The sequence below is a fragment of the Phenylobacterium sp. genome, from assembly GCF_016793225.1.
Classification (GTDB): domain Bacteria; phylum Pseudomonadota; class Alphaproteobacteria; order Caulobacterales; family Caulobacteraceae; genus Phenylobacterium.
In genome coordinates, this window is record NZ_JAEUMN010000012.1 from 1 (window position 1) to 26,219 (window position 26,219).

Here is a 26,219-nt window from a genome sequence, read left to right on the forward strand (position 1 = left end):
TGTCGCTCACCATGACTCTGCGGCCCAAGGTCGGCGCCGCCGAAACCGTCGTTCTGGCAAGATGACAGCCGGACCTGCACGGCGGACGAGCACCCGTACTTGCCGACCGGTCGGTTGGCTCGCTAAGTAGGGCCGCGGGCCCGGGCAGGCGCCGCTTGCTCGGAAGAACCCCGCCGCCGATGGATCGCAGGCTCCAGATCTATCGGGAGGCGTCGGCCCTGATCCTGGAGCGCGGGTTCGCCGGCGCGTCCATGAGCGATATCGCGGTGGCCGTGGGCCTCACCAAGGCCGGGCTGTACCATTTCGTCTCCAGCAAGGAGGATCTCCTCTACGAGATCATGCTGCACGGCATGGCCAAGCTGGAGCACGACGTGATCGCGCCGGCGCTCGCCGAAGCCGATCCCGCGACGCGCCTGGAAGTCATCGTCCGCCGGCACATCCGCAACGTGGTCGGCGCGGACAGCGCCCTGCGCAACCCGATCTCGATCGTGATCGACGAGCCCCAGGGGCTGAGCCCCGAGCGGCGGCGCGAGATCGACGCGCGCAAGCGCCGCTACATGGACCTCATCCGCGACACGCTGACGGCCCTTCAGGCGCGCGGCGTCGTGCGGCCCGAGCTGAATCCCACCGTGGCCGCGTTCACGATCATCGGCACGATCATGTGGGTCGCCCGCTGGCGACGGCCGAACGGGCGGCTCTCGCTGGACGAGATCTCGGACCAGATCGTCGGGAACCTGCTCTCCGGCCTCCGCGGCCCGGCTGCGTGAGCCCGGACGGGCGACGTCACGCCACGTCCGGAGCAGGTCACCACTTGTAGCGCACCTGCGCGCCGAACAGCCGGGGCTGGTTCCAGCGCCGCACGGTCTCGGACTCGAAGATGATGTAGTCGTAGTCGGTGGCGTTGGTGGCGTAGAGCGCCGCCTCGATCGAGCCGTTCTCGACGCCGATCCGGGCGTCGACCGTGTAGCTGTCGTGCAGCTTCGGGAACTGTTCGATCTCCTGGATGCCGCCCTTCTGGAACGAATAGGTCACGTTCGTGAAACCGCGGAAGCCGCCGACCAGGTCGTGCCGGTAGTCGAGGTTGAGCGACCCGTTCCAGACGGGGGTCTGGGGCGTACGGGCGCCCTTGAACCGCCCGGCCACGACCTTGCCCTTCTGCCGGGCCGCGTTGGCGTTGATGCGAAGGCCGCCGCCGAAGAGGTCGAACCGCATCGCAACATCGGCCTCGACGCCGTTGATCTCGGCCTTGCCGCCGTTGATCAGGAAGCTCGTGGACGACACCGGGCAGACGGGGTTCGTCGCCAGGCAGCCGTTGTCCTGCTGGACCAGGAAGTCCTTGATGTCGGTCCGGTACACCGAGGTGGTGACGTAAATGTTGGGCGTGATGTTGCCCTTGGCCCCCAGCTCGTAGGTCGTCGACTTCTCGTCGCCGAATGCGGGCGGGATCGGGATCGGCTGCCGCGGGTCGCCGGCCGCGGTGTTGAAGCCGCCGGCCCGGACGCCCGTGCCCACCTTGCCGTAGACCAGCCACAGCGGCGTCGGCTTGTAGCCCGCGGTCAGGTTGAAGATGGCCGAGTCCGGGGACGAGCGTGCGGAGGTGATCAGCCGCGCGCCGGTGGTCACGACCGCGCCCGTCAGCCGGTCGAACCGGTTGGTCTGGACCTCGCGCTTGTCCTTCGAATAGCGGCCCTCGGCCTCGAGGTTGAGCTGCTCCGTGACCTGGTAGCCGACCGAGCCGTACACCCCGAACGAGCGGATGCGGGCGAAGGTGGGCGTGTAGTTGCCCGTCGACCGGTTGGCGGCCGTGGGCGTGCGCGTGGTGAAGTTGGCCTGGTTCTGCTTGATCTGCAGCAGCTCCGCGCCGGCCAGCCAGGTGAACCCGTTCACCTCCGCGCCCGTCAGGTGGATGTCCTGGAACAGGATCTCCGCGAGGTTGTGGTTCTCGTTGCCCTGGTTCGTGTCGGTCAGCAGCAGCTGGTTGCCGCGGGCGCGCTGGGCGGCCAGGGCCACCGGGTTGGTGGCGTCGCTGTCGAAGTTCGAGAGCGACTTGCGCCGCCTGTACATCGAGGTGGAGTCCACCGACGCCCAGCCCAGGTCGTACGCCACGGCGAGGTTGATGGTGGCGATGTTCTGCTTGGCGCCCGGCGGCGTGTTCCAGTCGGATTCGTACTTCTTGCCGAAGAGCCCGAGGGGATAGCCGGCCGCCGCGTTCGGCTGGATCGCGTAGGTGTAGAAGAGCCCGGGAATCCGCGCGATCTGGTTCTCGGCCAGGAGGTTGATGACAAGGCCGTCCTTGTCGTAGCGGATCTGGCCGCGGAGCAGCGAGCTCTCCTCGTCGTCGTGGTACTGGTCGGTGAACGGCGCGTAGAAGAAGCCCTTGCCCTGGGTCACGCCCGAGGCGCCGAGGCGCACCGCCACGCTGTCGGACAGCGGCACGTTGACCACCAGCTGAAGCTGCGAGCGGTTGTTCTCGAACCCGTACTTGAAGTCGGCGAAGCCCGAGAACGACTGCGTCGGCGTGGCCGAGATCACATTGATCGAGCCGCCGACGGCGTTCCGCCCGTAGAGCGCCCCCTGGGTGCCGCGGAGGACCTCGACCCGGCCGATGTCGAAGAGGTCGGCGGTGGAGAAGTTGCGTCCGCCGAGATTGCCGCCGCCGCCGATGTAGGCGCCGTTGCGATAGAGCCCGACGGCGGCTTCGGCCGAGGTCCCGCGGCTGGTGCCGGCGCCCCGCAGCGAGATCTCGGAGTTCGCCGGCGTGCTGGTGTTGAAGTAGCGCAGGCCCGGCACGGTGGAGAGCAGCGTCTGCACGTCGCTGACGCCGCCCCGCGCCTCGAGGCCCTCGACGTCGAGGACGGACGCGGCCACCGGGACGTCGCGCAGCCGCTCCTCGCGCTTGCGGGCGGTGACCAGGACCTCGCCCACGTCGACGGCTTCGGAGGCGCCGGCCGTCTGCGCGCGCGCCGCCTCGGGCGCCCCCGCCCCGGCCAGTGCGACCACCGAGGCGCAGGCGAGCCATGTCAGGGCGCCGGAACGGCGCGTGTCCGGGCGAACGGTGTCTGCAGCGAATGATCCCACGGTTTCCCCCTCGTGCGTCTGGACGTCCGGCCCGAGGGCCGGCGCCGGCGGTTGGCCCCGCCACTGCAGCCTCACTCTACACCGGTTCGCCGATCCGACAACCAGCTTACCGACCGATCGGTTGGGACGCCGATCACCGGCCCCGGTGGCGCTCGAAGAAGCGCAGCTGGGCGTCGGCGAAGTCCGAGCGCATCTGATGCGCCGACCACGCGATCAGGAGTTCGTCCATCACGTCGCGCGAATGGGGGCCGGCCGGGATCATCCGGGCGAGTTCGGCCATCTCGGGCCGGCCCAGCACAGGGCGATCCCGGAACACGAGCCGGCGCCCGGCCGCATCCAGGACGGCGGCGTCCACGAGTCCCTGGAAGATCGCGCGCCGCGCCTCATCGCCGAGACCTTCGATGACGCCGAAGGTCGCGGGCGAGACCGCCTGCTCCCGCGGCTGGTGAAGCTCGACCGTCGCGCCGGCCTCGGCGAGGCTTCGGGCCACGTCCCCCACGGTCTGAGCGGAGACGAGGCCGTCGTTCTCGCCCAGGACGAGGAACATCGGCGGATAGTCGCGCGCCGCGACGGCCGGGGGCCGCGCGGCCGCCGGGATCGGGCCCATGTAGTCGGCGATGGCGCGCACCGGCAGGCCCGCCCGCAGGGCGCCCACGCCGAAGACGTTCGCGAACCCGCCCCCGTTCGACATGCCCGTGGTGAAGACCGGGGTCGCCCGCTCGATCTCGCCGCGCCGGATCAGGGTCTCGTGGAGCGCCAGCATGTAGGCGATGTCGGCGTTCTCCGCCGACCCGACGCTGCCGAGGTCCCACTGCACCGGCGCCGTGCGGCGCCCGGACGGCGCGGCCGCGACGCCGTAGCCGCGCGCCAGGAGCTTGCCGGTCAGGATACGCGTGTGACGGCGCGTCGCGAAGGCCTCGGAGCCGCCCGTCCCGTGGAAGAGGTAGACCAGCCCGACCGGCTTCCGGGGGATGTTGCGGAGGGTCGGCCGGCCCTCGATCGTCTCGCGCACCTCGGCCCCCGCCGGCGCGAAACCCATCGCCGGCGCCGCCGCCAGGCCGGCCAGAACCTCGCGCCTCGCAAAGGCCATCCGCATAGCCGCAGCTCACCTACTAACCGATCGGTCAGCGCCAAGTCATGGCGCCGCCTGCGGCGCGGCGCAATCTCCGAGAGCACAATTTGAAGATGGATTCCGTCGGTGCTATGCCGCCGACGCAGGCCCCGTCAGACGACGCCCGCCCCGGCCAGCCAGACGCGGCGCCGGCGACCTCAGATGGCCCGGAGACGCTGGATTGACCTCGGCGACGCGCACTTCCCGCAAGGCGAAGGCTGACACGGGCGCCGGGGCGGCGAAACGCAGCGCGGAAGCCAAGGGCCGCAAGCCGCCGGCCGGCGAGGGCGCGGACCTGGTCGTCGCCAGCCGCGAGGGCCCGCGCGTCGCCGGCGACAGGGCGCGCCAGATCTACGTCCACGCCTCGCGGCTGTTCGTGGAAAAGGGCTACGCCGCCACCTCCATGAGCGACATCGCCGAGGCGGTGAAGATCACCAAGGCCGGCCTCTACCACTTCGTGAAGGGCAAGGAGGACCTGCTGTTCACGATCATGTCGTTCGGGATGGACGAGCTCTTCGATGAGGTCGTGCACCCGGCGCGCGAGGTGGCCGATCCAGAGGCCCGGCTGCGGCTGATCATCCGCAACCACCTCACGAACATCGGGCGGGTCTCGTCGCGGTCCGGCAACCCGGTGACGATCGTGGCCGACGAACCCGGGGGCCTGGGGCCGAAGAAGCGGCGGATCATCAATGCGCGCAAGCGGGAGTACTTCGAGCTCATCCGCGGGACGCTGTCCGAACTGAAGGACTCCGGCGCGGCGCGGGCCGACCTCGACGTCACGGTGGCCACCCACTGCATCATCGGCGCGATCCTGTGGATGGCGCGCTGGCGCAAGCCGAACGGCAAGCTTTCGCTGGACGAGATCATCGAGCAGATCATCGCCATGCAGCTCGGCGGCCTGATGCGCCGCTGACCGGCGGCCGCCCGCGCGGACGTTTGACACTTACCGATCGGTAGGTCACCTTTCCGGCTCGTGTTGGAGTCGCGTCATGGCCCTGCGCCTCGGCAAGTTCGCCTTCGTGGCCCTGGGAGGCGCCGGCGGACTCCTGGTCGGCTCGCTCTATCTGGCCGCGGCCGCGAGCGAAGGCCGCGGCGGGCCCCGCGCTGCAGAGCCCCGGCAGGCCGTCCTCGTCGCCATCCCCGGGGGACGCGTCCAGATCGGCGACGACCGGGCGCCGCCAGACGAGCGCCCGCAGTTCATCTACGAGGCCCGGCCCCTGCTGATGGACCGCACCCCGGTCACCGTCGCGCAGTTCCGCCGCTTCGTGCAGGACACCGGCTACCGCACCGACGCCGAACGCTACGGCACGGCCAGCGTCTTCGATCCCCGCATCGGCGGCTGGCTCGAGGTCGAAGGCGCCGACTGGCGTCGTCCGGAAGGGCCCTCGGGAGCGGCGGCGGCCGACGACCACCCGGTCACCCAGGTCAGCTGGCGCGACGCCGACGCCTTCTGCCGGGCGTACGGCGCCCGCCTGCCCACCGAGTTCGAGTGGGAGCGCGCCGCCCGCCTCGGCCAGACGCCGGAAGGGCACGTCTTCAAGCTGGGGGACTCGCTCAAGGGCGGCGGCCGCTACCTGGCCAACGTGTGGCAGGGCCCCTTCCCGCTGCACAACAGCAACGAGGACGGCTTCCGCACCACCGCGCCGGTGGGCGCGTTCGGGGAAGCGCCCTCGGGCCTCACGGACATGGCCGGCAACGTCTGGGAATGGACCGCGTCCTGGTATCGGCCATACGACGCCGCGAAGCCGGCCGACCGGGGCATCGGGGAACGGGTGCAGCGCGGCGGCTCGTTCCTCTGCGACCCCACCTTCTGCCAGGGGTTCCGGGCGACGGCGCGGGCCCATGCGACGCCTGAGAGCGCCCTGATGCATGTGGGTTTCCGCTGTGTCGTGGAGCCCTCGAAGTTCACCGCGCGCGCCGGCCGGCTGGCGCAGCGCCGCACCTGACATGCCTGACGGACGGAGAGCCGAGATGCGCGGAACATTGGGATCTGGCCTGGCGGCGCTCCTGTGCGCGGCCCTGGCGCTGGCCGGCTGCACGGGCGCCGGCGGCGGGCAGCTGGGCAAGCCGCGCGCGGCGCAGAAGCAGCCGAACGTGATCGTCATCATGGCCGACGACCTGGGCTATGCCGACATCTCGGCCTACGGCATCCGGCGGATCAGCACCCCCAACATCGACCGGATCGGCAACGAGGGCGTGAAGTTCACCGACGGCTACTCGACCGCCCCCGTCTGCAGCCCCTCGCGCGCCGGCACGCAGACCGGACGCTACCAGCAGCGCTTCGGCTTCGAGTTCAACAACGGGCCCGCGTCGCGCGACGCGCAGGAGGGCCTGGGCCTCGACGTCAACGAGATCACGCTGGGCAGCGGGCTGAAGTCCAACGGCTACCGCACCGGGCTGATCGGGAAATGGCACCTGGGCGCCCAGGCCCAGTTCTACCCGACCAACCGCGGCTACGACGAGTTCGTCGGCCTGCTGAGCGGGGCGACCAGCTACATCGACATCCGCCGGCCCGAGGTGGTCAACTTCGTGAACCCGCGCCGCGAGGGCGAAGGCGGCAACGCCGCGCGCCGCAACCAGTACACCCAGATCGTCGAGGGGCCCGAGCGGAAGGTGGTCGACAACCACCAGGAGTACCTGACCGAGTACTTCGGCCGGCGCGGGGTCGAATTCGTCACCCGCAACGCGGCGTCGGATCAGCCCTACTTCCTCTACCTCGCGTTCACGGCGCCCCATGATCCCCTGACGGTGACCCGGAAGTACTACGACCGCTTCCCGCACATCAAAGACGAGCAGAACCGCATCTACGCGGCGATGGTCTCGGCGCTGGACGACGCGGTCGGCGAGGTCCTGAAGGCCGTGGACGCCTCGGGCGAGGGGGAGAACACCATCGTCTACTTCATCTCGGACAACGGCTGCGCCGCCTACTATCCCGGCATGTGCGCATGCGAGCCCCTGCGCGGCGGCAAGCTCACGCACTACGAGGGCGGCGTGCGCATTCCCATGATGATGCGGTGGCCCGCGCGCCTGAAGGGCGGTCAGGTCTACCGCAACGTCGTCTCCACGCTCGACATCTTCCCGACGGTGATCGCCGCGGCCGGCGGGTCGCTGCCCACGGACCGGGTCTACGACGGCGTCGACCTGGCCCCCTACCTGACCGGCCAGAAGACGGGCGTCCCCCACGACGCCCTGATGTGGCGCCGGCGGCCGCTGGCCTCCATCCGCCAGGGCGACTGGAAGCTGTGGAAGAGCCTCGACGGCAAGTACACGCTGCTCTTCAACCTGAAGAGCGACCTCAACGAGACGACGAACCTCGCGGACAAGCACCCCGAGAAGGTCCGCCAGCTCGAGAAGGCCTTCGATCAGTGGTCGCGCGACATGCAGGACCCGCGCTGGCCGTCCCGCCCGGCAACCACCTACAACGTCTGCGGGACGCCGTTCACGGTGCCCATCTGAGGCCCTGCCGGCAGGGGGCGGCGCGATGGACTTCGCCATGACGACGCAGCCTGCGCGCGCGGGGCGGCGCCTGCTGGCCCTCGCCGTCCTGGCGGTGCTGCTCACGCTCATGGCCGGTCGCGGCGGCCAGGCGCACGACCTGCCGCACGCGCTCGCCGAGGTGCGGATCGCCCCGGGCGGGACCCTGGACGTGGCGCTCCGCGTCCATCTGACCCCGATGATCCTGGGCGCGCCCCAGGCCGCGCCCGACGAGGCGGCGGCGGGTCGTCTGGCGGCCCTGAGCGACGCGGAGATCGCCGCCCGCGGGGCCGCCGTCGAACGGCAGCTCGCGGAGATGCTCACCCTTCGCGCCGACCGCCGCGTGATCGAGGATCTGACCATCAGCTTCCCGTCGCCCGCGGACGTGCGCGCCGAGGCCCTCACGCCGCGCGGGAGCCCGCAGCCGTCGGCTCCGATCCGGATCGCCGCCCGCACGCCGCCGGGGACGGTGGCGATCGACATCGCGTTGCCGCCCAGCCTCGGGCCGGCGTTCGTCTCCGTGCGCTATCCCGACGGACGGACGGTGACCGCGCCGCTCACGGACGGCCAGCAGAGCCCCGCGTTCCGCCTCGCCGGGCCGCGGCCCTGGCTGGACGCGGCGCAGGAGGCGCTGCGGTTCCTGCGCCTCGGCTTCGGCCATATCGTCCCGGGAGGGCCGGACCACCTTCTGTTCATCATCGCCCTGGCCATGGGCGCGCCCCGGTTCGGGCCGCTGGCCCGGCTCGTCACGACGTTCACCGTCGCCCACTCGATCACCCTGAGCCTCGCCGCGCTGGGGTTCGTGGCCGCGCCCGCCGCGCTCGTGGAGCCCGCCATCACCCTCTCGATCGCCCTGGCGGCGCTGATGTCGCTGCGCGGGCCCGAGGCCGTGGGCTGGGGACGCCTGGCGCTCGTCTTCGGGTTCGGGCTCCTGCACGGCCTGGGCTTCGCAGCGGCGCTGCGCGACGCGGGCCTGCCACGGGGCGCCGAGGTCGCCGCGCTGGCCGCGTTCAATATCGGGGTCGAGGTCGCCCAGCTCGCGGTCATCGCCACGGTCGTCGTCGCGCTGCGCCTCGCCGCCCGGGTCTCGCTCGATCCGCAACGGCTTCGGCGCCCGGTCGCCCTGGGCGCGGCGCTGATCGGGGTCGTCTGGACCGCACACCGCATCGTCATCGAGTTCGGCCCGGCCGCGCCGGGCCTGGGAGGCACGCCATGACGCCTATGAACCGCCGCCACGCGCTGCAGGCCCTGCTGGTCGCCGGCGTCGCCGCGCCCCCGCTCGGGTGGGCGGCCACGCAGACGCTGCTCAAGCCCGAGCCTGCCGCGCCCGGCGACCACATGAGCGGTTCCCTGCGACGCCAGGTCGAGACCCTGAAACAGGACGTCGCGGCCCGGCCCACGGACCTCTCGAACGTGCGGCCGCGCAGCGCGGTGCTCTACGCGTGGATGAACGCGCTCTCGCTGACAGGGATCTACCTGCATCCGGACCTGCCGTCGGTCATCACCGGCGTCAACGCGCCCGGCTTCCCGACCACCGGCGAGCGCGCCCGCGCCCGCAGCCTGGCCGCCATCGACCAGTTCGTCCGCACGCTCTCGGCGCTGGAGAAGAACCCCCGGCTCTGCGGCGAGGTGACGGCCCGGACGGAGGGTCCCTGGCACGTCGACAGCTACGTCCAGTTCGAGCAGACCTACACCGTCGGCGAGGCGCCGATCCGCGTCGGCGGCGGCGCAGTGCTCCCGAACCACTTCTACTTCTCGTTCGCCGAGCTGCAGGCCACCGACCCCCACGCCGACAACTACGTGTCGTGCCGAACCTCGAACCGGGCGGTGAGGATCGTGCGCGAGACCTATCCGATCGCCGGGATGTTCTCGACCAGCCTGGGCATCGGCGAGATGCCCCGCGTCTTCTTCAAGGTGGCGGAGGGCGAGCTTCGCCCCGGCGACACGGTGACGGTCACCTACGGCGACCGGTCGCGCGGCAGCAAGGGCCTGCAGCTGTTCCAGGTCTCCAACACCGCGGTGCGGTTCCCGTTCTGGATCCTGACCGAGGCCGACGGACTGCTGCTCACCCCGCGCGAGGTCAGCCAGCCCCTGCTGGGCGGCCCGGCCGGCGGCGTGCACGGCTTCGCCCCCTCGATCGTCGGCGTCGACGAGCCGTTCGAGGTGTCGATCCGCACGGAGGACCGCTTCCGCAACCTCGCCACCGGCGGCGCGCCGGCCTGGATCGTAAAGCTGGACGGCCGGGAGTTCCGCAGGATCCCCGCCTCGGCTCAGGCGATCACGGTCCTCAAGGATGTCCGCATCGGCGCGCCCGGCGTGCATCGCTTCGAGATCGTCTCGGAGGACGGGCGCTTCGTGGGCGAGGCCAACCCCGTCCTGGTGGAGGCGAAGCCGACCACCCGCATCTACTGGGGCGAGACCCACGGCCACTGCGGCTTCTCGGAGGGCATGGGGACCGTGGACGGCTACTTCCAGTTCGCCCGCGACGAGTCCCGGCTCGATTTCGTCAGCCTGACCGAGCACGACCTCTGGATGGACGCCCACGAGTGGGAGCAGATCCGCGAGGGCGCGCGCAAGTACGACCAGCCGGGCCGGTTCATCACCTACATGGGCTACGAGTGGACCGTGCTCGCGGCCTACGGCGGCCACCACAACGTGATCTTCCGCGGCCTCGACAAGGTGGAGCCGGTGCCCAGCCAGCTCTACCCCGCCCTGCCCGACCTCTACCGCGGCCTGCGCAAGCACTACGCGCCGAAGGACGTGCTGGTGATCCCGCATGCGCACATGACGGCGGACGCCAGCCAGAACGACGCCGGGCTCGAACCGGTGGTGGAGATCGTCTCGGAGCACGGGGCGTTCGAATGGCTGGGCCGGCGCTACCTCGCCAACGGCTTCCAGTTGGGCTTCGTCGGCGCGGGCGACGACCATCTGGGCCACCCGGGCTACAAGATGCGGCCGCTGGGGCGGTTCTATTTCGACGGCACGGGCGGCGTCGCGGCCGTCATGGCGCCGCGCAAGGACCGCGACATCCTGTTCGACGCCATCAAGCAGCGCCGCACCTACGCCACCACCAGCGACCGCATCATCCTGAAGGCCACGCTCGATGGGCACGAGATGGGCGCCGTGACCCCGGCCGGAGCGCGCCGCAGCATCGACGGCGTCGTCCACGGGACGGCCCCGATCCAGTCGATCACCCTGGTCAAGAACGGGAAGGACCACGAGGTCCGCGCCTTCGACACGCCGGCCGGCGCCGCGGACGGGACGTTCGTGGAGGTGGAGTTCTGGTCGACCTCCGAGCCCGCCAGGCTGCTCGAGCCCTCGCGCGCCGGCCGCGCCTGGACCGGGACGATCAGGGTCGCCGGCGCCCGGATCGAGGCCGCATACAGCCCCCAGGTGGAGGCCCTCAATTACCTGACGGAATGGGTGCGGCCGCAGCCTGGCGCGGCGGACACCGTGACGTTCCGGCTGGCGACCCGCGGCTTCGCCAAGGCCGTGCGCCTCAAGCTGGCCGGCCCGGCGACCGGCGCGAAGGTCGAGGTGACCCTCAACCAGGGCGGCGCCACGATCCTGCAGGAGACGCTGGAAACGCCCGCCGCCGCAGCCGAGCCGCGGCGCCTCGCCGTCAAGCCCGCCCTGAACGCTTCGGGGACGACGAGCGCCTCCAGCGCCTCGGACGACAGGATCACGGTGCGCCAGATCACGCCGGCCGTGGAGCGCGACCGCACCTTCAGCTTCGCCGACGCCGAAGCGCCGAAGGACGGCGACAGCTACTACGTCCGCGTCGTCCAGGCCGACGGCGCGACGGCGTGGTCCAGCCCCTGGTGGGTCGGACGCGCCGCGCGGCGGCGATGAAGGCGGTCAGACCGCCGCCGCCAGCTCGGACGCCTGGTTGATGGCCTGCTTGGCGTCGAGCTCGGCCGCCTCGAAGGCTCCGCCGACGAGGGTGGCCTTCACGCCCAGCCGCGTCAGCTGGTCGTAGAGGTCGCGCTTGGGGGTCTGCCCGGCGCAGACGATCACCGTGTCCACCTCGAACAGGGCGGGCTGGCCGCCCACCCGCGCGTGCAGGCCAGCGTCGTCGATCTTCAGGTACTCGACGCCGTTCAGCATCTTCACGCCCCGCCGCTGCAGGGTGAGTCGGTGGGTCCATCCCGTGGTCTTGCCCAGCGACTTGCCCACGGGATCGCTGCGGCGCTGCATCAGGGTGACCTCGCGGCCCGAACTGGCGACCTGCGGCGTGACGCCGGTGACGCCGCCGCGGGGATGGTTGCGGAAGTCGATGCCCCATTCCCGGGCGAAGACGTCGATGTCGAGCGAGGCCGAGGTCCCGGCGTGGGTGATCAGCTCGGCCACGTCGAAGCCGATGCCGCCGGCGCCGATGATCGCCACCTTCTGCCCCACGGGCTTCCGGCCCTCGATCACGTCGATGTAGCCGGCCACCTTCGGATGGTCGATGCCGGGCAGGTCAGGCGTGCGCGGCTCGATGCCGGTGGCCACGATCACCTCGTCGTAGCCGGCCTTCAGGTCCTCGGCCGAGACCTGGGTCCCGAGCCTGAGGTCGATGCCCAGCACTTCGATCCGCCGACGATAGTAGCGCAGCGTCTCGTCGAACTCCTCCTTGCCCGGGATCCGCCGGGCCAGGTTGAACTGCCCGCCGATCTCGGCGGCGGCGTCGAACAGGGCGACCTTGTGCCCGCGCTCGGCCGCGACGGTGGCGTAGGCCAGCCCCGCCGGTCCTGCGCCCACCACTGCGATGCGCTTGGCGGCCGTGGTCTTCGGGTAGATCAGCTCGGTCTCGCGGCAGGCGCGCGGGTTGACCAGGCAGCTGGTCAGCCGGCCGGTAAAGGTGTGGTCCAGGCACGCCTGGTTGCAGGCGATGCAGGTGTTGATCTCGTCCTCGCGGCCCTCGAGCGTCTTCTTCACCAGGTCGGGATCGGCCAGCATCGGCCGGGCCATGGAGACCAGGTCGGCGTCGCCGCGCGCCAGCACCTGCTCGGCCACGGCGGGCATGTTGATGCGGTTGCTGGTGATCATCGGCACGCCCAGCTCCTTGCGCAGCCGGCCGGTGACCCCGGCGAAGGCGGCGCGCGGCACCATGGTGGCGATGGTCGGCACCTGGGCCTCGTGCCAGCAGAAGTGGGTGGAGACGATCGTGGCCCCGGCCGCGACCACCGCCTTGCCCAGGCTGACCACCTCGTCCCAGGCCAGGCCGTCCTGCAGCATGTCCATGGCCGGGATGCGGAAGATGACGATGAAGTCGGGCCCCACGGCCGCGCGGACGCGGCGCACCACCTCGACCGGGAAGCGCATGCGCTTCTCCCAGGTCCCGCCCCACTCGTCGGTGCGCTGGTTGGTCCGTTCCACCAGGAAGGTCGACAGCAGGTATCCCGCCGAGCCGATGATCTCGACGCCGTCGTAGCCGGCCAGCCGGGCCATCGCGGCGCAGTTGGCGAAGTCCGACAGCTGCTTCTCGATGCCCTCCGCGTCGAGCTCGTTGGGGACGTTCGGCGCGATGCGCGCGCGGATCGCCGAGGGGGCCACCGCGTCGGGGTTCCGGGCCAGCGAGCCCGCGTGCAGGATCTGCAGGCAGATCTTCACGTCAGGATCGGCGGCGCGCACCGCCTGGGTCACCATGCGGTGCTGTTCGGCCTCCTCCGGCGTCGAGAGCTTGGCGCCGCCGCCGGCCTCGCGGTTCGGCCCGATGCCGCCGGTGATGATCATGCCCACGCCGCCGCGGGCCCGTTCGGCGAAATAGGCCGCCTGCCGCTCGAACCCGCCGGGGATGTCCTCCAGCCCCGTGTGCATCGAGCCCATGATCACGCGGTTCTTGATGCGCGTGAACCCGAGGTCCAGCGGCTCGAACAGGTGCGGGTACTTGGTCGTCGCGCTCATCGGGCCCCTCCGCCGTCGTCTCGACCGACCTTTGTCAGCCGTCCCCCAAGGTCAAGCCAGAGGGGACTGCGCGCGCTGCGCTGCGGCCGGCCTCAGTTCGGCGGATTGTGCTTTTCGACGAAGGCCATGGTGGCGGTGAGCATCTGCAGGCGGGTCTCGCCGCGCGAGAGCCAGTGGTCCTCGCCCTTCTGGACGACGAGCTCGACCGGCTTGCCTGCCTTCTGCAGCGCGGTCGCCATGATCTGGCTCTGCTCCAGCGGGACCACGGAGTCGTCCTTGCCGTGGATCAGGAGCACGGGGATTTCGACGCGGTCGGCCAGGCGGGCCGGCGAATAGGTCTCGAGGACCTCCTCGCTCGCCTCGTCGGATACGCCCAGGAAACGGTTCCAGTAGCGCTCCGCCGGTCGGCCCCCCCGGCTGCGGGCATACGAGATCTGGCGGCGGAGGTCCGAGATGCCCGCGACCGATACTGCGCAGCGGTAGACGCCGCGGTCGATGGTGGCCCCTGCAAGCGCGGCGTAACCGCCGTAGCTGGCGCCAACGATGCAGACGCGCTTTGGGTCGATGGTCCCGCGCGCCGCCAAGTGGCGCACGCCATCCGAGAGGTCTGTCTGCATCTTGCGGCCCCATTCGCCGAATCCGGCTTGCAGCAGCGCCTCGCCCAGGCCGTCCGACCCCCGGTAGTTCACCTGCAGCACCGCGTAGCCCCGTGAGGCCATGGCCTGGGCCCACCAGTCGAACCCCGGCCCGTCGCGCGCCGCCGGTCCGCCATGCGGATAGACGATCAGCGGAAGGTTGTTCGCGGGGCCGCCCCGTGGCCGCGTGATGTAGCCAGAGAGCTCCAGGCCGTCGCGCGCCTTGAACCTGACGGGTTCCTTGATCGCGACATCTGCCGGGCTGAGGTCGACGTACTCCGGCCCAAGCCAAGTCCCCTCGCGCGTGTTGAGGTCGATCAGGGCGTAGGCCGGGCCGGCCATCGCGGAATCGACGATCACGACGATCTTCTTCCGGTCCTTCGACCACGAGCGCAGGGCGACCGCGTCGCCGGCGTAGGCCTTGAGCACGGCCTTCCACGCCCGATCGTCGGCGGGGTCGAAGAAGGTGTAACGGGTGTCGTCGCCGACCAGAGCGATATGACCGACAAGGCGGCCATCCGTCGTGTCGACGATCGGATCCAGACCCTCGACGTCCGCGATGGGGGCGCCGGGCGGCGCGCCGTCCAGACGCGCCTCCCGCCAGGCGAAGCCGGTCTCGTCACTCATCGCATAGAGCACGGATCGCCCGTCGCGGCCGAGGCTTACCGTGTAGGGTCGGGTGATCGGGGCGTCCACGGTGACCGTCTCGCGCCAACCGCTCCGATCCGGGACCTTCAGGGTCCAGCGCCCCTTGAGGCCGTCGTAGAGTTCCTGCGCCACCGGCCTGCCGTTGGCGTCCACGAGCCAGTCGACGGTGTCCTCGGAGCCGCCCTCGACCTCCCGGCTCTTCGCCGTTTCGAGGTCGATGCGATAGAGCCCCAACCGGCCGCGATTGTTTACGAACCGTACGCCCTGGGCGAAGACGACCGGCTTTCCCTCCACCTCGCGCACCACCGGCACGTCGAACACGGTGTTCATGCCGTTCTCCAAGTCGCGGAGCAGTTGCCGGACCTTGCTGGTCTGCAGATCGAGCAGGAACGCGAGCGTCCACTCACGGCGCGCGTTCAGGATGAACATCGGGGCCGCCGTCACCGAGGTGACGACGAGAAGGTGCCGGTCGCCGGCCCAGCGCAAGGCGCGCACCTTGGCCGAGCCCGCCGTCACCTTCGTTGTGATGGTGTTGGAGGCAAGGTCCTGAACGACAATCAGCCTGCTTTCGCCGTTGGTGAGGATCATCGCCACGGCGTGGCCGCTCGGCGAGACCGCGGCCGCTTCGATAAGCGGCAGCTTGCCGTAGGCCTCCAGCGGCGCGGCGCGGGCCGGCGCGGACGCCACGACGAGCGACAGCAGCAGTGCGAGCAGGCAGGCGATACGCGTCACGGGAAGCCCTCAGTTCGGCGGGTTGTGCTTTTCGACGAAGGCCATGGTGGCGGTGAGCATCTGCAGGCGGGTCTCGCCGCGCGAGAGCCAGTGGTCGGCGCCCTTCTGGACGACGAGCTCGACCGGCTTGCCCGCCTTCTGGAGGGCCGCGGCCATGATCTGGCTCTGTTCGACCGGCACGACCGTGTCGTCGCGCCCGTGGATCAGGAGGATCGGGGCGTCGGCCTTCTCGGCGTTGAGCGCGGGCGAATAGGCGGCGAGCGACTCGACGCCTTCGCTGTCGACGCCCATGAACCGGCGCCAGTAGCGGCCTGCGTCGGCGCCGCTGCGGGACTGCGAATAGCTGATCAGGCGCCTCAGGTCGCTGACCCCGCCGAACGAAACGGCGCAGCGGTAGACCCCGCGATCCAGCGTCGGACCGGCCAGCGCCGCATAGCCGCCGTAGCTCGCGCCCACGATGCACACGCGCTTCGGATCTATCGCCCCTTGAGCGGCCAGGTGGCGCACGCCGTCCGACAGGTCGGTCTGCATCTTGCGGCCCCACTGCCCGTATCCAGCCTCGAGCAACGCCCGTCCCAGGCCTTCGGAACCTCGGAAGTTCACCTGCAGGACGGCGTAGCCGCGCGAGGCCATCCCCTGCGCCCACCAGTCGAAGTCGGGGGTGTCGCGCGACGCCGGCCCCCCGTGCGGGAAGACGATGAGCGGCAGGTTGCGGGCCGGCTTGCCGCGCGGCGTCGTCAGGTATCCGGTCAGCGACAGGCCGTCGGCGGCCTTGAAGCGGACAGGCTGGCGGGGCGACACATCCGCCGCGGTCAGGTCGACATACTGGGCGCCCAGCCAGTCTGCGCGGCGCTCGCAGAGGTCGACCACGGCATAGCGGGGCGCGTCGGCGCCCGATTCCACCAGCACCACGATGCGGCGACGGTCCGTCGACCAGGACTCGAGCCGGACCCGCTGCCCGGCGTAGGCGTCGACGATGGCCTGCCACGCACGGGCGTCGGCAGGGTCGTGGAAGGTGTAGCGGTCCTCGTCGCCCGCCAGCAGGTAGTGCCCGATCATCCGACCGTCGAGCGCGGCGCGGATCGGAGCGGGGTTGTTGTCGACGTCGAGTGGCTGGGACGTCCCGTCACGGCCGGCCTGGCGCCACCGCCAGCGCCGGTTCTCGTCGAGTTGGGCGTAGACGACCGAGCCGCCGTCCCGCCCCAGGCCCACCATGAACGGCCGGTCCAGCTTCTCCCGCGCGGTGACGACGTCGCGCCAGCCGTCCGGGCCGCGCATCCGCAGCGTCCACTCGCCGCTGCCGGGATTGTAGAGTTCCTGCGCGAGCGGGCGGCCTTCCGGGTCCACGACCCAGTCGATGGTTTCCGGGCTCCCCTCCTCGACGAGGCGATTGGCGCCGGTCTCGGTGTCGATCCGGAACAGCGACAGCCGGCCGCGGCCCGCCGAGAACACCACGCCCTGGACGAAGACGGCAGGGTCGCCGCGGTGGTTGCGCACGATCGGATAGTCGAAGATCGACGACAGGTCCGCCTGCGAGTTGCGCATGAGCGGGGTCATCTTCTTCGTGGTCAGGTCGATCATGTTGGCGAAGAACCACTCGCGGAAGCCGTTCTGCACCACGAAGGAATTGCTGGTCGCGGAGTGGACGATCACCAGGCGCTTGTCGCCGGCCCACTGGACGTTGCGGATCTTGTGGTCGCCCAGGAGGCCACGAAGCGTGATCGCCCCGCTGCCGAGGTCGCGGACCACCAGGGTCCGCTGCTCGCCGTTGGTGACGACCACCGCCACGGCGTGGCCGCTGGGCGAGATCACCGCCGTCTCGATCGACGGCAGCTTGCCGTAGGCGGCGAGCGGCGCCGTGGCGGCGGGGGCCGCCTGGATCCACAGCAGCAGTGCGAGCAGGCAGGCGATACGCGTCACGGGGAGCCCTCAGTTCGGCGGGTTGTGCTTTTCGATGAAGGCCATGGTGGCGGTGAGCATCTGCAGGCGGGTCTCGCCGCGCGAGAGCCAGTGGTCTTCGCCGTCCTGCACCACGTACTCGACCGGCTTGCCGGCCTTCTGCAGGGCCTCGGCCATGATCCGGCTCTGCTCGAGCGGAACCACGGTGTCGTCCCGGCCGTGCACCAGCAGGATGGGGATGGAGACGCGCCCGACGTGGGTCAGCGGCGAGATCTCGGCCAGCGCGGGATCGCCCAGCTTCTGCACGCCCATGAACCGCTTCCAGTAACGCTGGGAAACCCGTCCTTCGTCCTCCACCAGGCGGCGCAGGTCCGACAGCCCGGCCACCGAGGCGGCGCAGCGGTAGACGCCGGGGTCCAGGGTCGCGCCCGCCAGGGCGGCGTATCCGCCGTAGCTCGCGCCGGCGATGCAGACCCGCTTGGGGTCGACGAGTCCCTGGGCCGCCAGGTGGCGCACCCCGTCGGACAGGTCCGTCTGCATCTTGCGGCCCCACTGGCCGTAGCCGGCCTCGACGAACCCGCGGCCGAACCCGTCCGAGCCGCGGAAGTTCACGCGCAGCACCGCGTAGCCGCGCGAGGCGATGGCCTGCGACCACCAGTCGAACCCGGGCGTGTCGCGCGCCTCGGGGCCGCCGTGCGCCAGGACCACCAGCGGCAGGTTCCGGGCGGGCTGGCCGTTGGGCAGTGTGAGGTAGCCGGTGAGCTGCAGGCCGTCGCTCGCCTTGAACCGCAGAGCCTGCACCTTGGCGATGTCCTCGGGCAGGATCTTCTCGTAGCGGGCCGCCAGCCAGGCGCCCTTGCGGGCGCCGAGGTCGACCAGCGCGTAGCCGGGCCCGTCCCGGGCCGAGTCCACCGCGACGACGATCTTCTGGCGATCCTGCGTCCAGGACTCGAGCCGGACCGGGTCGCCCTTGAACGCGGCCTGCACCGCGTTCCAGGCCTTCTGGTCGCGGGGGTCGAAGAAGGTGTAGCGCCGCTCGTCGCCCACCAGCGCCTGGACCCCGATCAGCCGGTGCGTTTCCGGGTCGAAGATGGCCCCGTCGGCGTCGCGGACGTCGAGCGGATCCGAGGCGGCGCCGTCGGGACCGACCTCGCGCAGCAGGTAGCCCGAGGCGTCCGGCTCGGCGAGCAGGACCGACTGCCCGTCCCGCCCGAGGCCCACCATGTACGGACGGTCGATCTTGGCCGCGACGCTTCGCACCTCGGCCCAGCTCCCCGAGCCGGGACGGCGCAGCTTCAGCGACCAGCGGCCGGACTTGCCGTCGTAGTCGCTGCGCGCGACGGGCGCGCCATCGGCGCCCAGCAGGATCTCGTCGGTGTCGTTGCCGCCGAACTCGACGATCTTCTGCGCGCCGTTCCGCGGATTGCTCTGCACGATGGTCAGCAGGCCCTGGGTGTCCTTGAAGGCGATCGCCTGCAGGAACAGCGTCGGCTTGCCGTCGACGAGCCGCACCAGGGGCGGCCCCGCCATGGTGTTCATCGCGCCGATCAGGTCGGATCCGGCGTCGCGGAAATGGGTTCCGGTGGTCGTCTTCGCCAGCGACTTGGCGAGCAGCGGCCGGACCTTGTCGTCCTTCAGGTCCAGCGAGAAGCCCATCAGCCATTCGCGCCGCGGCCCCAAGAGGTCGATCGGCTTGCCCGTCTGCGACGTGGTGATGATCAGCTGGTCCGTCCCCAGCCAGTCGATCCGCCGCACCTTCGCCTCGCCGACGGCGAACACCTTGGGCGCGCCGCCGGCCGTCGGCCGCACCAGCAAGCTGCGCTTGACGCCGTCGGAGGCGATCACGGCGAGGGTCGAGCCGTCGGGCGAGAGGCGGATCTCGTCGATGCTGGGCAGGCCGCCATAGGCCGAGAGCGGCGCGGCGTGGACGGCGGACGGGCCGGCGAGCGCCAGCGCGGCGGCCGCCAGCAGAATGCGGATGCTCCTCACGCGGCCCCCCAGCCTCACGGAAATGCAATCCGAGATTGCCGTCAGGCGGAACGCGCCGCAAGGCGCCGCTAGTTGAGATCCGTCTTCTTCGGGGGTTCCGGCGGCAGGGCGGCGACAGGCACGCCGTCCTCCAGCAGTTCGCGGACCTCCTTCGGCGAGGCCTGGCCGTAGATGCCGCGGTCTTCGGCCTTGCCCTCGTGGATGGCGCGGGCCTCGCGGGCGAAGGCGTCGCCCACGTCGTCGAAGTTCTCTTCCACGTGACGACGGATGCGGCCGGCGGCTTCCATCATCATCGCGCGCATCTGGGCGGGCTCGACGTCGCGCGCGGTGCGCTTCGTGCCGGCGACGGCGGGCGCCATGATCTGCTTGCGGACGGCCTTCGAGGCGCAGACCGGGCATTCGAGCAGGCCGCGCGCCTGCTGGTCGTCGTAGTCGCCGGACGAGGCGAACCAGCCCTCGAACGCGTGATCGTGGTCGCAGGTGAGCGCGTAGCGGATCATCGAACCTTATCTAGGGACCCGTGAACGCCCGCGCATTGGCCAGCGCGGGAATGGCCCTGCGGGCCTTCTGCGGCGCCGCCAGGTCGAGGTCGGCGAAAAGCACGCCCGGCTCGTCGTGGTCAAGCTCGGCCACCACCTCGCCCCAGGGCTCCACCACCAGCGAATGCCCGTAGGTCCCGCGGCCGTCCTCGTGGAAGCCGCCCTGGGCGGCGGCCAGGACGTAGCTGCCCGTCTCGATGGCGCGGGCCCGCATCAGGACCCGCCAGTGCGCCTCTCCGGTGGGCCGGGTGAAGGCGGCCGGGATGGTCATCACCTCGGCGCCCGCCAGCGCGAGCGCGCGATGCAGCGCCGGGAAGCGCAGGTCGTAGCATATGGTCAGGCCCAGCCGGACCCCGTCGACCTCGGCCGTGACGGCGCGATCGCCGGGCTCGTAGGTGGCAGACTCCCGCGCGGTCTCCCCGGTCGGCAGGTCGACGTCGAACATGTGCAGCTTGTCGTAGGTCGCCGCCACGCCGCCGTCGGGCCGCACCAGAACCTGGCGGTTGGCCGCCTTGCCGTCCTCGCGCAGCACCAGGGCCGAGCCGACGTCGATCCAGACCCCCAGCTCACGGGCGACCTCGCGCAGGCCGGTCACCACGGGATCCTCCTCCAGCCGCGTGAGCTGGGGCAGCAGCCGATCGCGGTCCTTCTGCAGGATGTTCGTGCCCTCGGGCGTGCAGATTAGACGGGCGCCGCCGGCCGCGGCCTCCCGCACGAGCGGCAGGACATGGGCGAGCGCCGCAGCGTGGCTCGCGGGCGTGCGGGTCTGGATCAGCGCGACCTTCATGCGGCTCCCATAGTCGCGGCCGCGCCGCGACGGAAGGGCGGGCAGGCCTGCGCCGGGAGGGGAGCACGGGAACGCCACGCGCCTCACAGGGTCTTGAGCGCCGAGCGTAGCCCCCCTCTCGCCTCGCGATCTCGGTTCACCGCCCGCCCGGGCGCCCGTTCCGGGCGGGCGCAGCGTTGCTGGCCGCGGCCGCGCGCGGTTCCCCTGCGCGAGACGCGCAACGGGAGCCTCAGCGTGAAGATCGCGATGATCGTGGCCGCGGTGGCGGGCTGCGCGGGGGCGTTTCGCCTGTTCGAACGTCTGGCCGCGCGGCCCTATGACGGGCGGCGGAACGTCAGCCTCCTGCCCTACCGGCTGTTGATGATGGTCTGCCTGGGATTGGGCTGGTACCTCCTGGGCCACCTTGCAGCCGCCCTGCGGGCAGGAAGCGCGCCGTGAGCCGGCGGGGCAAGCTGCGCCCCGCCGAGGCCTCGCCTGTACGGACGGGCGGCTCTAGGCTGCGGGCTGCGCGCAGCCCCCGGAGCGGCTGAGCGGGGAACGGGAAGCCGATGTCACAGGGGCCGACGTCCGGGAGGGCGAGGACAAGGCGGGACGACGCGGCGCGCCTCGCCGCAGGCCTGTTCATCCCGCGAGCGGAGTGGGCGCGGGCGTTTCGTTCGTCCGGCGTGCGGCGCCTGCTGGCGGCCGGGCTCTGCCTGGGCCTGGCGGCCTCCGTCTGGGCCGTGGCCGCGGCGGGGGGCGATCCCGTGCGCGTGGCCGCCAACAGCCTGATCGCCGCCACCCTGCTCGCGGCGCTGGTCTGGACGACGCGGTCGGGGGTGCGTTCGATCAACATCCTGGCGCCCGCCGTTTGCATCACGGCCAGCCTTTCCTTCGTGCCCGGCGCCTGGAGCGCCCTGATGCTGAACGACAGCCCGCAGGAGATGGCCTCCATCACGCGCTGGCCGCTGGTGTTCTTCATGATCAACGCCATGTGCCTGCGCCCCCGCGGCGCGCGGCTGCTCAGCGGGGCGACCACGCTGGGGATCCTCGCCGCCGCCGCCGCCTGGCTGGCCCGGCCGGGCGCCTTCGAGCCGGGGACTTCCGACACCAAGGTGGTGACGATGACCTTCTTCGTGCTGCCCGCCGGCCTGCTGGCGCAGGAGGTCGCCTTCGTGGTCCGCGAGTGGCAGGCCGGGGCGCAAGCGGCGGCGCGCCAGGCGCGACGCGAGCGGCGGCGGCGGGCGGCGCTGAACGCCGAGCTGCGCCGCACCCGCGAGGACCTGCTGGCGCAGAACCGTGCGGCGGTGGTCGACACCATGGCCAGCGCCGTCGCGCACGAGATCAGCCAGCCGCTGGGGGCCGTGGTCAGCTTCGCCCGCTCCACGCGCAACTGGCTGGCGGCCGATCCGCCCAACCTGCCCCGCGCCCGCGCCGCGGCGGACCAGCTGCACGACGAGGCGCTGCGGGCGGCCCGGGTGGTGGAGGACCTGCGCGTGTTCGCCAACCGGCGGGTCATCGAGCTGGTCGAGGCGCCGGTGGACGAGCTGGTGCGCGGCGTCGCGCGCCTGGTCGCCGACGACTGCGCGGCGCGCGGCGTCGCCCTGGCCGTGGAGGTGGCGCCGGACGCCGGCGTGGTCTGGGGCCGCGGCGCCCAGCTCCAGCAGGTGCTGCTGAACCTGCTCAACAGCGCCATCGGCGCGTTCGACGGCGCGCCGGGCGCTGAGGTGCGCGTGCGCGCCGACCGGCCAGAGCCCGGCTCCGTGCGGTTGCGGGTCACCGACAGCGGGCCCGGCCTGGCGGCGAAGCGCCTGCGCCGGCTGGACGGCGGCCTGCTGGCCGCGGGGGCCGGCGGCGAGGACCTGGGCGTGGCCGTCTGCCGCGACATCGTCGAGGCGCACGGCGGCTCGATCGGCGTCGAGGCCGGCCCTGACGGCGACGGCGTCACCGTGCGGCTGCCCGCCCCGCAGCCCGGCTGAGGCGGACCGGCGGGCGCTCAGTTCGGGCGCCCTGCGCGTGGACCCCGGCGCGGCGACGGCGGACACCAGCGGACATGAAGGTGTCCACGCCTGCGATCGTCATCACGCCTGCCGACGCCCTGGCGCTGGCGCTGCGCCGCCTGGCGGCCCGGCCCGCGCGGGTCGCGGCCGCGCCTCACGAAGGCGCCCGCGTCACCCTGCTGGCCCGCCCGCGGATGAACCCCGACCTGCCCGTGCGGGTGAGGGTCCACCCCTGCGTGCCGGTCGAAGAATGGCCCGAGACCCGGGCCCGCCCTCTTCCCGGTCGGGGAAGACGCGTCGTCGAGGCCGGCCATTCGGGAGGCTGATGGCCGCTAAAGCGTCGCTGTCCCGTTGCCGAACGCGGGTCTTCGACCTTAGCGTGCCAGAAGGGCGCCGTATGGAGTCATGCCGTTGCACGCGCGTCGAAAACGCTGGCTGAGAAGACCCCTGAAGGCGGCCGACATCTTCCTGCCGACCGACGTCTGGGTCCGCGTCTTTCGCCGCCGGGTCGTGAGGCGCGCATTCGTCATATGCTCGACGATCGGCGTCCTCACGTCGCTGTACGGCCTGTATGCTCTCTGGCCCGAACCCAGCATGCGGCCGGCCATGGCGATGTACACGGCCGCTACGGCCACGGTGCTCGTCGCGGCGGCCCTGGATGACGGGCGCCTGGCCGGCCGTCTGGCGCCGGCGGCGTGCATCGCCATCTCGATCGCGAACATCCTGGCCGTACTCTCTGTGCTTGAGCTGGGATCCGGCCCGCCGGGCGAGATCGCGGTGGCGACCCTCTGGACGCCCATCTTCTTCGCGTTGAACGTCGTGTGCTTCCGGCCGCTCGGCGCGCGGATCGTCAGCGGGCTCACCGGCCTGGGTATCCTCGTGGTCGTCACCGCCTGGCTGGCGACGTCGGGCCAAGCGCGGCCGGGCGACTACGAGACGGACACCGTGATCCTGACCTACCTCGTGGTCATCTGCGCGCTGCTGGTCCAGGAGTGCGCATTCGCCGTGCGCGAACGGCGCGCCGGCTTGCGCGCCGCGGCCCGGCAGGCGCTGCTCGAGCGCCGGCGCAGCATCGCGGTTGAGCTGGACCTACGGCGCCTGCAGGACGACCTGATGCGGCGCAACCGGGTCTCCATGGTCAATGCGATGGCCGGGGCGCTGGCGCAGGAGGTCAGCGGGCCCCTGGACCGCGTCGACGCGCTCGCCGCCGAGGCCGGTGACGCCCTGGCGGCGACGCCGCCGCGCACGGCCGAGGCCCGCGCCACCGTCGGCGCCCTGCAGGACGAGGCCGCCAAGGCCGTCGAGATCATCGAGCGCATCCGCGCGCTGACCAGCCGCCGCGCCGCCGAGACCGCCGACGTCGCGGTCGCGGAGCTCGTCCACGATGTCGGGCGGCTGGTCCGCCGCGACTGCGAGCTGCGCGGCATTCTCCTGCACCTGGACGTCTCCGCCGACGCGGGCGCCGTCCGGGGCCGCGCCGTCCAGCTGCAGCAGGTCATCCTGAACCTCCTGAGCCACGCGATGGAGAGCCACGAGGGTCGCGGACGCGGACTCATCCGCATCCGCGCCGATCGGCCCGACCCGGACGAGGTGCGCCTGCGAATCGTCACCGACGGCCCCGGCGTCGCGCCCGAGTCCGTCGCGCGGCTGGACCGCGGGCTCGCCGCCGCCGCGCCGGAGGACCCCGTCCACGGCCTGGCGATCAGCCGCGAGATCGTGGAGGCCCATGGCGGCGCCCTGACCTTCGGACGCGACGCCGAGGGCTCCACCATGACCATCCGCCTCCCTGCCGCCGCGGCGCACGAGGCTGCGGCATGACCAGCGCCGCGGTCGCCATCGCCGGCAGGCTGGCGCGCAGCCTGTTCGTCCCCGCCGACGAGTGGGCCGCCGCCTTCCGCCTGACGACCGTCCGCCGCGCCTGCTTCGCGGTGATCGCGCTGGGGCTCCTGGCCTGCGTCTACGGCGTCTTCGCGACCTGGCCGGACCGCGGGCAGGTGATGGGCAACGTCATCATCGGCGGCAGCCTGGCCGTGGCGCTTGCCGGGATCGCGCGCAACGGGGTCCGGTCGATCAACATCCAGGCTCCCGCGGTCTGCGTCGCTTTCGCGTCCGCCTGCGTCCTGGGCGTGTACGTGGTCCTGATCGGCGGTTCGGCGCCGGCGTACGAGGTCGGCGGCATCACGCGCTGGGCGCCGATGTTCTTCCTGGCCAACGCCATGTGCTTCCGCCCCGCGGGCGCGCGTCTGGTGAGCGGCCTGACCGCCCTGGGCATCGCCGCCGCCGCGACGATGTGGCTGGCCCAGCCCGGGAACTTCCGGCCCGGCGAGCGCGACTCCGACGCGGTGACCTACACCTACGCCATGCTCGCAGCCGCCCTGCTCGCGCAGGAATGCGCCGTCGCCTTCCGCGAACGGCAGGCGGGCCTGCGCGCCGCCACGCGCAAGTCGCTGATCGAGCAGCGGCGTCGGGGGCGCGTCGAACTCGAGCTGCAACGGATGCGCGACGACCTGCAGCGGATGAACCGCATCTCCATCGTCAACGCCACGGCCAGCACGCTGGCGCACGAGATCAGCCAGCCGCTGGGCGCGATGGCCGGCTTCTCACGCTCGGCCGGCAACTGGCTGGACCGGTCGCCGCCGAACCTGGAACGCGCCCGCGCCTCGCTCGACAACCTTCGCGAGGAGGTTCGCCGCGCGCGCGGCGTCATCGAGGGTGTCCGCGCCCTGACGACGCGCTCGACCGCACCCGCCGAACCCGTGGCGATCGAGCCCCTGGTCCGGTCGGTGGCGCGGCTGGTCGAACGCGACTGCGCGCTTCGCGGGATCAGCCTGCGGATCGACGTCGCCCCGACGGCGGGCTCGGTCCTCGGCCGCGGCGCGCAGCTCCAGCAGGTGCTGCTGAACCTGCTGAACAACGCCGTCGAGGCGCTGGAAGGCCGCCGCAACCCCGTCGTGCAGGTCAGGGTCGACCGCCCGGCGCCCGGCGCGGTGCGGCTCCGGGTGATCGACAACGGGCCCGGCATCCCGGCCGCGGCGCTCGCCAGCCTGGACAAGGGCCTCTTCAGCACGAAGCCGCAGGGCACCGGCCTGGGCCTGGTCATCTGCCGCGAAATCGTGGAATCCCACGGCGGAACCCTCGCCTTCGACAGCGGCCGGTCGGGCGTGACCGTCAGCCTCCTGCTGCCCGCAGCGGCGGGCGAGCCGGCCGCACCCGTCGCGGCCCGCCGGGCCCACGTGGCCCAATGAGGCGCTGGTCACCCTCCAGCCTCTTCCTGTCGGCCGACGACTGGGCCCAGGCGCTTCGCCTGCGGGCGATCAAGAGGGCGCTGCTCGCCGGCCTCGCCGTGGGCCTGGGAGCCACCGCCTACTCGGCCGCGACGGTGACCGATCCGAACCAGCAGCGCGCTCCGCCGATATGGCTGGCCGGCTAACGCCCGCAAGACGGCCAGTAAACACGCAG

Annotated in this window: 20 protein-coding genes; 12 read left to right on the forward strand and 8 right to left on the reverse strand. The window is 71.8% G+C overall.

What is annotated here, in order from left to right; genetic code table 11:
- The first annotated feature begins 179 nt into the window (after nucleotides 1-179).
- Nucleotides 180-767 (forward strand): TetR/AcrR family transcriptional regulator, encoded by a 588-nt coding sequence (locus JNK30_RS00960; RefSeq protein WP_293479329.1) that lies wholly within the window; start codon nucleotides 180-182, stop codon nucleotides 765-767.
- Between the two features lie 37 nt (nucleotides 768-804).
- Here the strand turns inward: JNK30_RS00960 and JNK30_RS00965 are convergent, their stop codons facing one another.
- Entirely contained in the window at nucleotides 805-3,078 is a 2,274-nt protein-coding gene (locus JNK30_RS00965) for a TonB-dependent receptor (protein WP_293479331.1), read from the reverse strand.
- 133 nt (nucleotides 3,079-3,211) lie between these two features.
- Nucleotides 3,212-4,174, reverse strand: a complete 963-nt coding sequence (locus JNK30_RS00970; protein WP_293479333.1) for a hypothetical protein — start codon at nucleotides 4,172-4,174, stop codon at nucleotides 3,212-3,214.
- A gap of 196 nt (nucleotides 4,175-4,370) precedes the next feature.
- On the opposite strand from JNK30_RS00970, the gene JNK30_RS00975 reads away from it, so the two are divergent.
- From JNK30_RS00975 to JNK30_RS00995, 5 genes are all read left to right on the forward strand, one after another.
- Complete coding sequence (locus tag JNK30_RS00975) at nucleotides 4,371-5,102, forward strand: TetR/AcrR family transcriptional regulator (RefSeq protein WP_293479335.1); 732 nt, start codon at nucleotides 4,371-4,373, stop codon at nucleotides 5,100-5,102.
- Between the two features lie 76 nt (nucleotides 5,103-5,178).
- A complete protein-coding gene (locus JNK30_RS00980; RefSeq protein WP_293479337.1) occupies nucleotides 5,179-6,135 on the forward strand; it encodes a formylglycine-generating enzyme family protein in 957 nt (318 codons plus the stop codon).
- Between the two features lie 25 nt (nucleotides 6,136-6,160).
- The gene (locus JNK30_RS00985) at nucleotides 6,161-7,645 is read left to right on the forward strand and encodes a sulfatase-like hydrolase/transferase (protein WP_293479339.1); all 1,485 of its coding nucleotides are present in this window, start codon (nucleotides 6,161-6,163) and stop codon (nucleotides 7,643-7,645) included.
- A 25-nt stretch (nucleotides 7,646-7,670) separates the two neighbouring features.
- The gene (locus tag JNK30_RS00990; protein WP_293479341.1) at nucleotides 7,671-8,879 is read left to right on the forward strand and encodes a HupE/UreJ family protein; all 1,209 of its coding nucleotides are present in this window, start codon (nucleotides 7,671-7,673) and stop codon (nucleotides 8,877-8,879) included.
- Nucleotides 8,876-11,515 carry a DUF3604 domain-containing protein gene (locus JNK30_RS00995; RefSeq protein WP_293479343.1) on the forward strand — a complete coding sequence of 880 codons (2,640 nt, stop codon included), beginning with the start codon at nucleotides 8,876-8,878 and terminating at the stop codon, nucleotides 11,513-11,515. The genes JNK30_RS00990 and JNK30_RS00995 overlap by 4 nt, the downstream gene beginning before the upstream one ends.
- A 6-nt stretch (nucleotides 11,516-11,521) precedes the next feature.
- Here the strand turns inward: JNK30_RS00995 and JNK30_RS01000 are convergent, their stop codons facing one another.
- From JNK30_RS01000 to JNK30_RS01025, 6 genes are all read right to left on the reverse strand, one after another.
- On the reverse strand, nucleotides 11,522-13,552 hold the full coding sequence (locus JNK30_RS01000; RefSeq protein ID WP_293479345.1) for an NADPH-dependent 2,4-dienoyl-CoA reductase: 2,031 nt from the start codon (nucleotides 13,550-13,552) through the stop codon (nucleotides 11,522-11,524).
- 92 nt (nucleotides 13,553-13,644) lie between these two features.
- The gene (locus JNK30_RS01005; protein ID WP_293479347.1) at nucleotides 13,645-15,567 is read right to left on the reverse strand and encodes a S9 family peptidase; all 1,923 of its coding nucleotides are present in this window, start codon (nucleotides 15,565-15,567) and stop codon (nucleotides 13,645-13,647) included.
- Nucleotides 15,568-15,576: 9 nt separating this feature from the next.
- Nucleotides 15,577-17,487, reverse strand: a complete 1,911-nt coding sequence (locus tag JNK30_RS01010; protein ID WP_293479349.1) for a S9 family peptidase — start codon at nucleotides 17,485-17,487, stop codon at nucleotides 15,577-15,579.
- A gap of 9 nt (nucleotides 17,488-17,496) precedes the next feature.
- Entirely contained in the window at nucleotides 17,497-19,455 is a 1,959-nt protein-coding gene (locus JNK30_RS01015; protein WP_293479350.1) for a S9 family peptidase, read from the reverse strand.
- Between the two features lie 68 nt (nucleotides 19,456-19,523).
- Nucleotides 19,524-19,955 (reverse strand): DUF1178 family protein, encoded by a 432-nt coding sequence (locus JNK30_RS01020; protein WP_293479352.1) that lies wholly within the window; start codon nucleotides 19,953-19,955, stop codon nucleotides 19,524-19,526.
- 10 nt (nucleotides 19,956-19,965) lie between these two features.
- Nucleotides 19,966-20,781, reverse strand: coding sequence for a carbon-nitrogen hydrolase family protein (locus JNK30_RS01025; protein ID WP_293479354.1), 816 nt, complete (start codon nucleotides 20,779-20,781; stop codon nucleotides 19,966-19,968).
- Between the two features lie 234 nt (nucleotides 20,782-21,015).
- Here JNK30_RS01025 and JNK30_RS01030 point away from each other — a divergent pair, with 234 nt between their 5' ends.
- The 6 genes from JNK30_RS01030 (at nucleotide 21,016) to JNK30_RS01055 (ending at nucleotide 26,190) form a co-directional block, all read left to right on the forward strand.
- Entirely contained in the window at nucleotides 21,016-21,219 is a 204-nt protein-coding gene (locus tag JNK30_RS01030) for a hypothetical protein (RefSeq protein ID WP_293479356.1), read from the forward strand.
- 227 nt (nucleotides 21,220-21,446) lie between these two features.
- Nucleotides 21,447-22,739 (forward strand): ATP-binding protein, encoded by a 1,293-nt coding sequence (locus tag JNK30_RS01035; RefSeq protein ID WP_293479358.1) that lies wholly within the window; start codon nucleotides 21,447-21,449, stop codon nucleotides 22,737-22,739.
- 74 nt (nucleotides 22,740-22,813) lie between these two features.
- A complete protein-coding gene (locus tag JNK30_RS01040; protein WP_293479360.1) occupies nucleotides 22,814-23,086 on the forward strand; it encodes a hypothetical protein in 273 nt (90 codons plus the stop codon).
- An 85-nt stretch (nucleotides 23,087-23,171) separates the two neighbouring features.
- The gene (locus tag JNK30_RS01045; protein WP_293479362.1) at nucleotides 23,172-24,578 is read left to right on the forward strand and encodes an ATP-binding protein; all 1,407 of its coding nucleotides are present in this window, start codon (nucleotides 23,172-23,174) and stop codon (nucleotides 24,576-24,578) included.
- Nucleotides 24,575-26,005 carry an ATP-binding protein gene (locus JNK30_RS01050; RefSeq protein WP_293479364.1) on the forward strand — a complete coding sequence of 477 codons (1,431 nt, stop codon included), beginning with the start codon at nucleotides 24,575-24,577 and terminating at the stop codon, nucleotides 26,003-26,005. Before JNK30_RS01045 ends, JNK30_RS01050 begins: the two co-directional genes overlap by 4 nt.
- Complete coding sequence (locus JNK30_RS01055) at nucleotides 26,002-26,190, forward strand: hypothetical protein (protein ID WP_293479366.1); 189 nt, start codon at nucleotides 26,002-26,004, stop codon at nucleotides 26,188-26,190. The genes JNK30_RS01050 and JNK30_RS01055 overlap by 4 nt, the downstream gene beginning before the upstream one ends.
- Nucleotides 26,191-26,219 lie beyond the last annotated feature (29 nt).

What these genes read in the sequence shown, in the direction of transcription:
- JNK30_RS00960 (WP_293479329.1), top strand. Translation starts at nt 180, where the DNA reads ATGGATCGCAGGCTCCAGATCTATCGGGAGGCGTCGGCCCTGATCCTG.
- JNK30_RS00970 (WP_293479333.1), bottom strand. Translation starts at nt 4,174, where the DNA reads ATGCGGATGGCCTTTGCGAGGCGCGAGGTTCTGGCCGGCCTGGCGGCG.
- JNK30_RS00980 (WP_293479337.1), top strand. Translation starts at nt 5,179, where the DNA reads ATGGCCCTGCGCCTCGGCAAGTTCGCCTTCGTGGCCCTGGGAGGCGCC.
- JNK30_RS00985 (WP_293479339.1), top strand. Translation starts at nt 6,161, where the DNA reads ATGCGCGGAACATTGGGATCTGGCCTGGCGGCGCTCCTGTGCGCGGCC.
- JNK30_RS00990 (WP_293479341.1), top strand. Translation starts at nt 7,671, where the DNA reads ATGGACTTCGCCATGACGACGCAGCCTGCGCGCGCGGGGCGGCGCCTG.
- JNK30_RS00995 (WP_293479343.1), top strand. Translation starts at nt 8,876, where the DNA reads ATGACGCCTATGAACCGCCGCCACGCGCTGCAGGCCCTGCTGGTCGCC.
- JNK30_RS01000 (WP_293479345.1), bottom strand. Translation starts at nt 13,552, where the DNA reads ATGAGCGCGACGACCAAGTACCCGCACCTGTTCGAGCCGCTGGACCTC.
- JNK30_RS01020 (WP_293479352.1), bottom strand. Translation starts at nt 19,955, where the DNA reads ATGATCCGCTACGCGCTCACCTGCGACCACGATCACGCGTTCGAGGGC.
- JNK30_RS01025 (WP_293479354.1), bottom strand. Translation starts at nt 20,781, where the DNA reads ATGAAGGTCGCGCTGATCCAGACCCGCACGCCCGCGAGCCACGCTGCG.
- JNK30_RS01040 (WP_293479360.1), top strand. Translation starts at nt 22,814, where the DNA reads ATGAAGGTGTCCACGCCTGCGATCGTCATCACGCCTGCCGACGCCCTG.
- JNK30_RS01050 (WP_293479364.1), top strand. Translation starts at nt 24,575, where the DNA reads ATGACCAGCGCCGCGGTCGCCATCGCCGGCAGGCTGGCGCGCAGCCTG.
- JNK30_RS01055 (WP_293479366.1), top strand. Translation starts at nt 26,002, where the DNA reads ATGAGGCGCTGGTCACCCTCCAGCCTCTTCCTGTCGGCCGACGACTGG.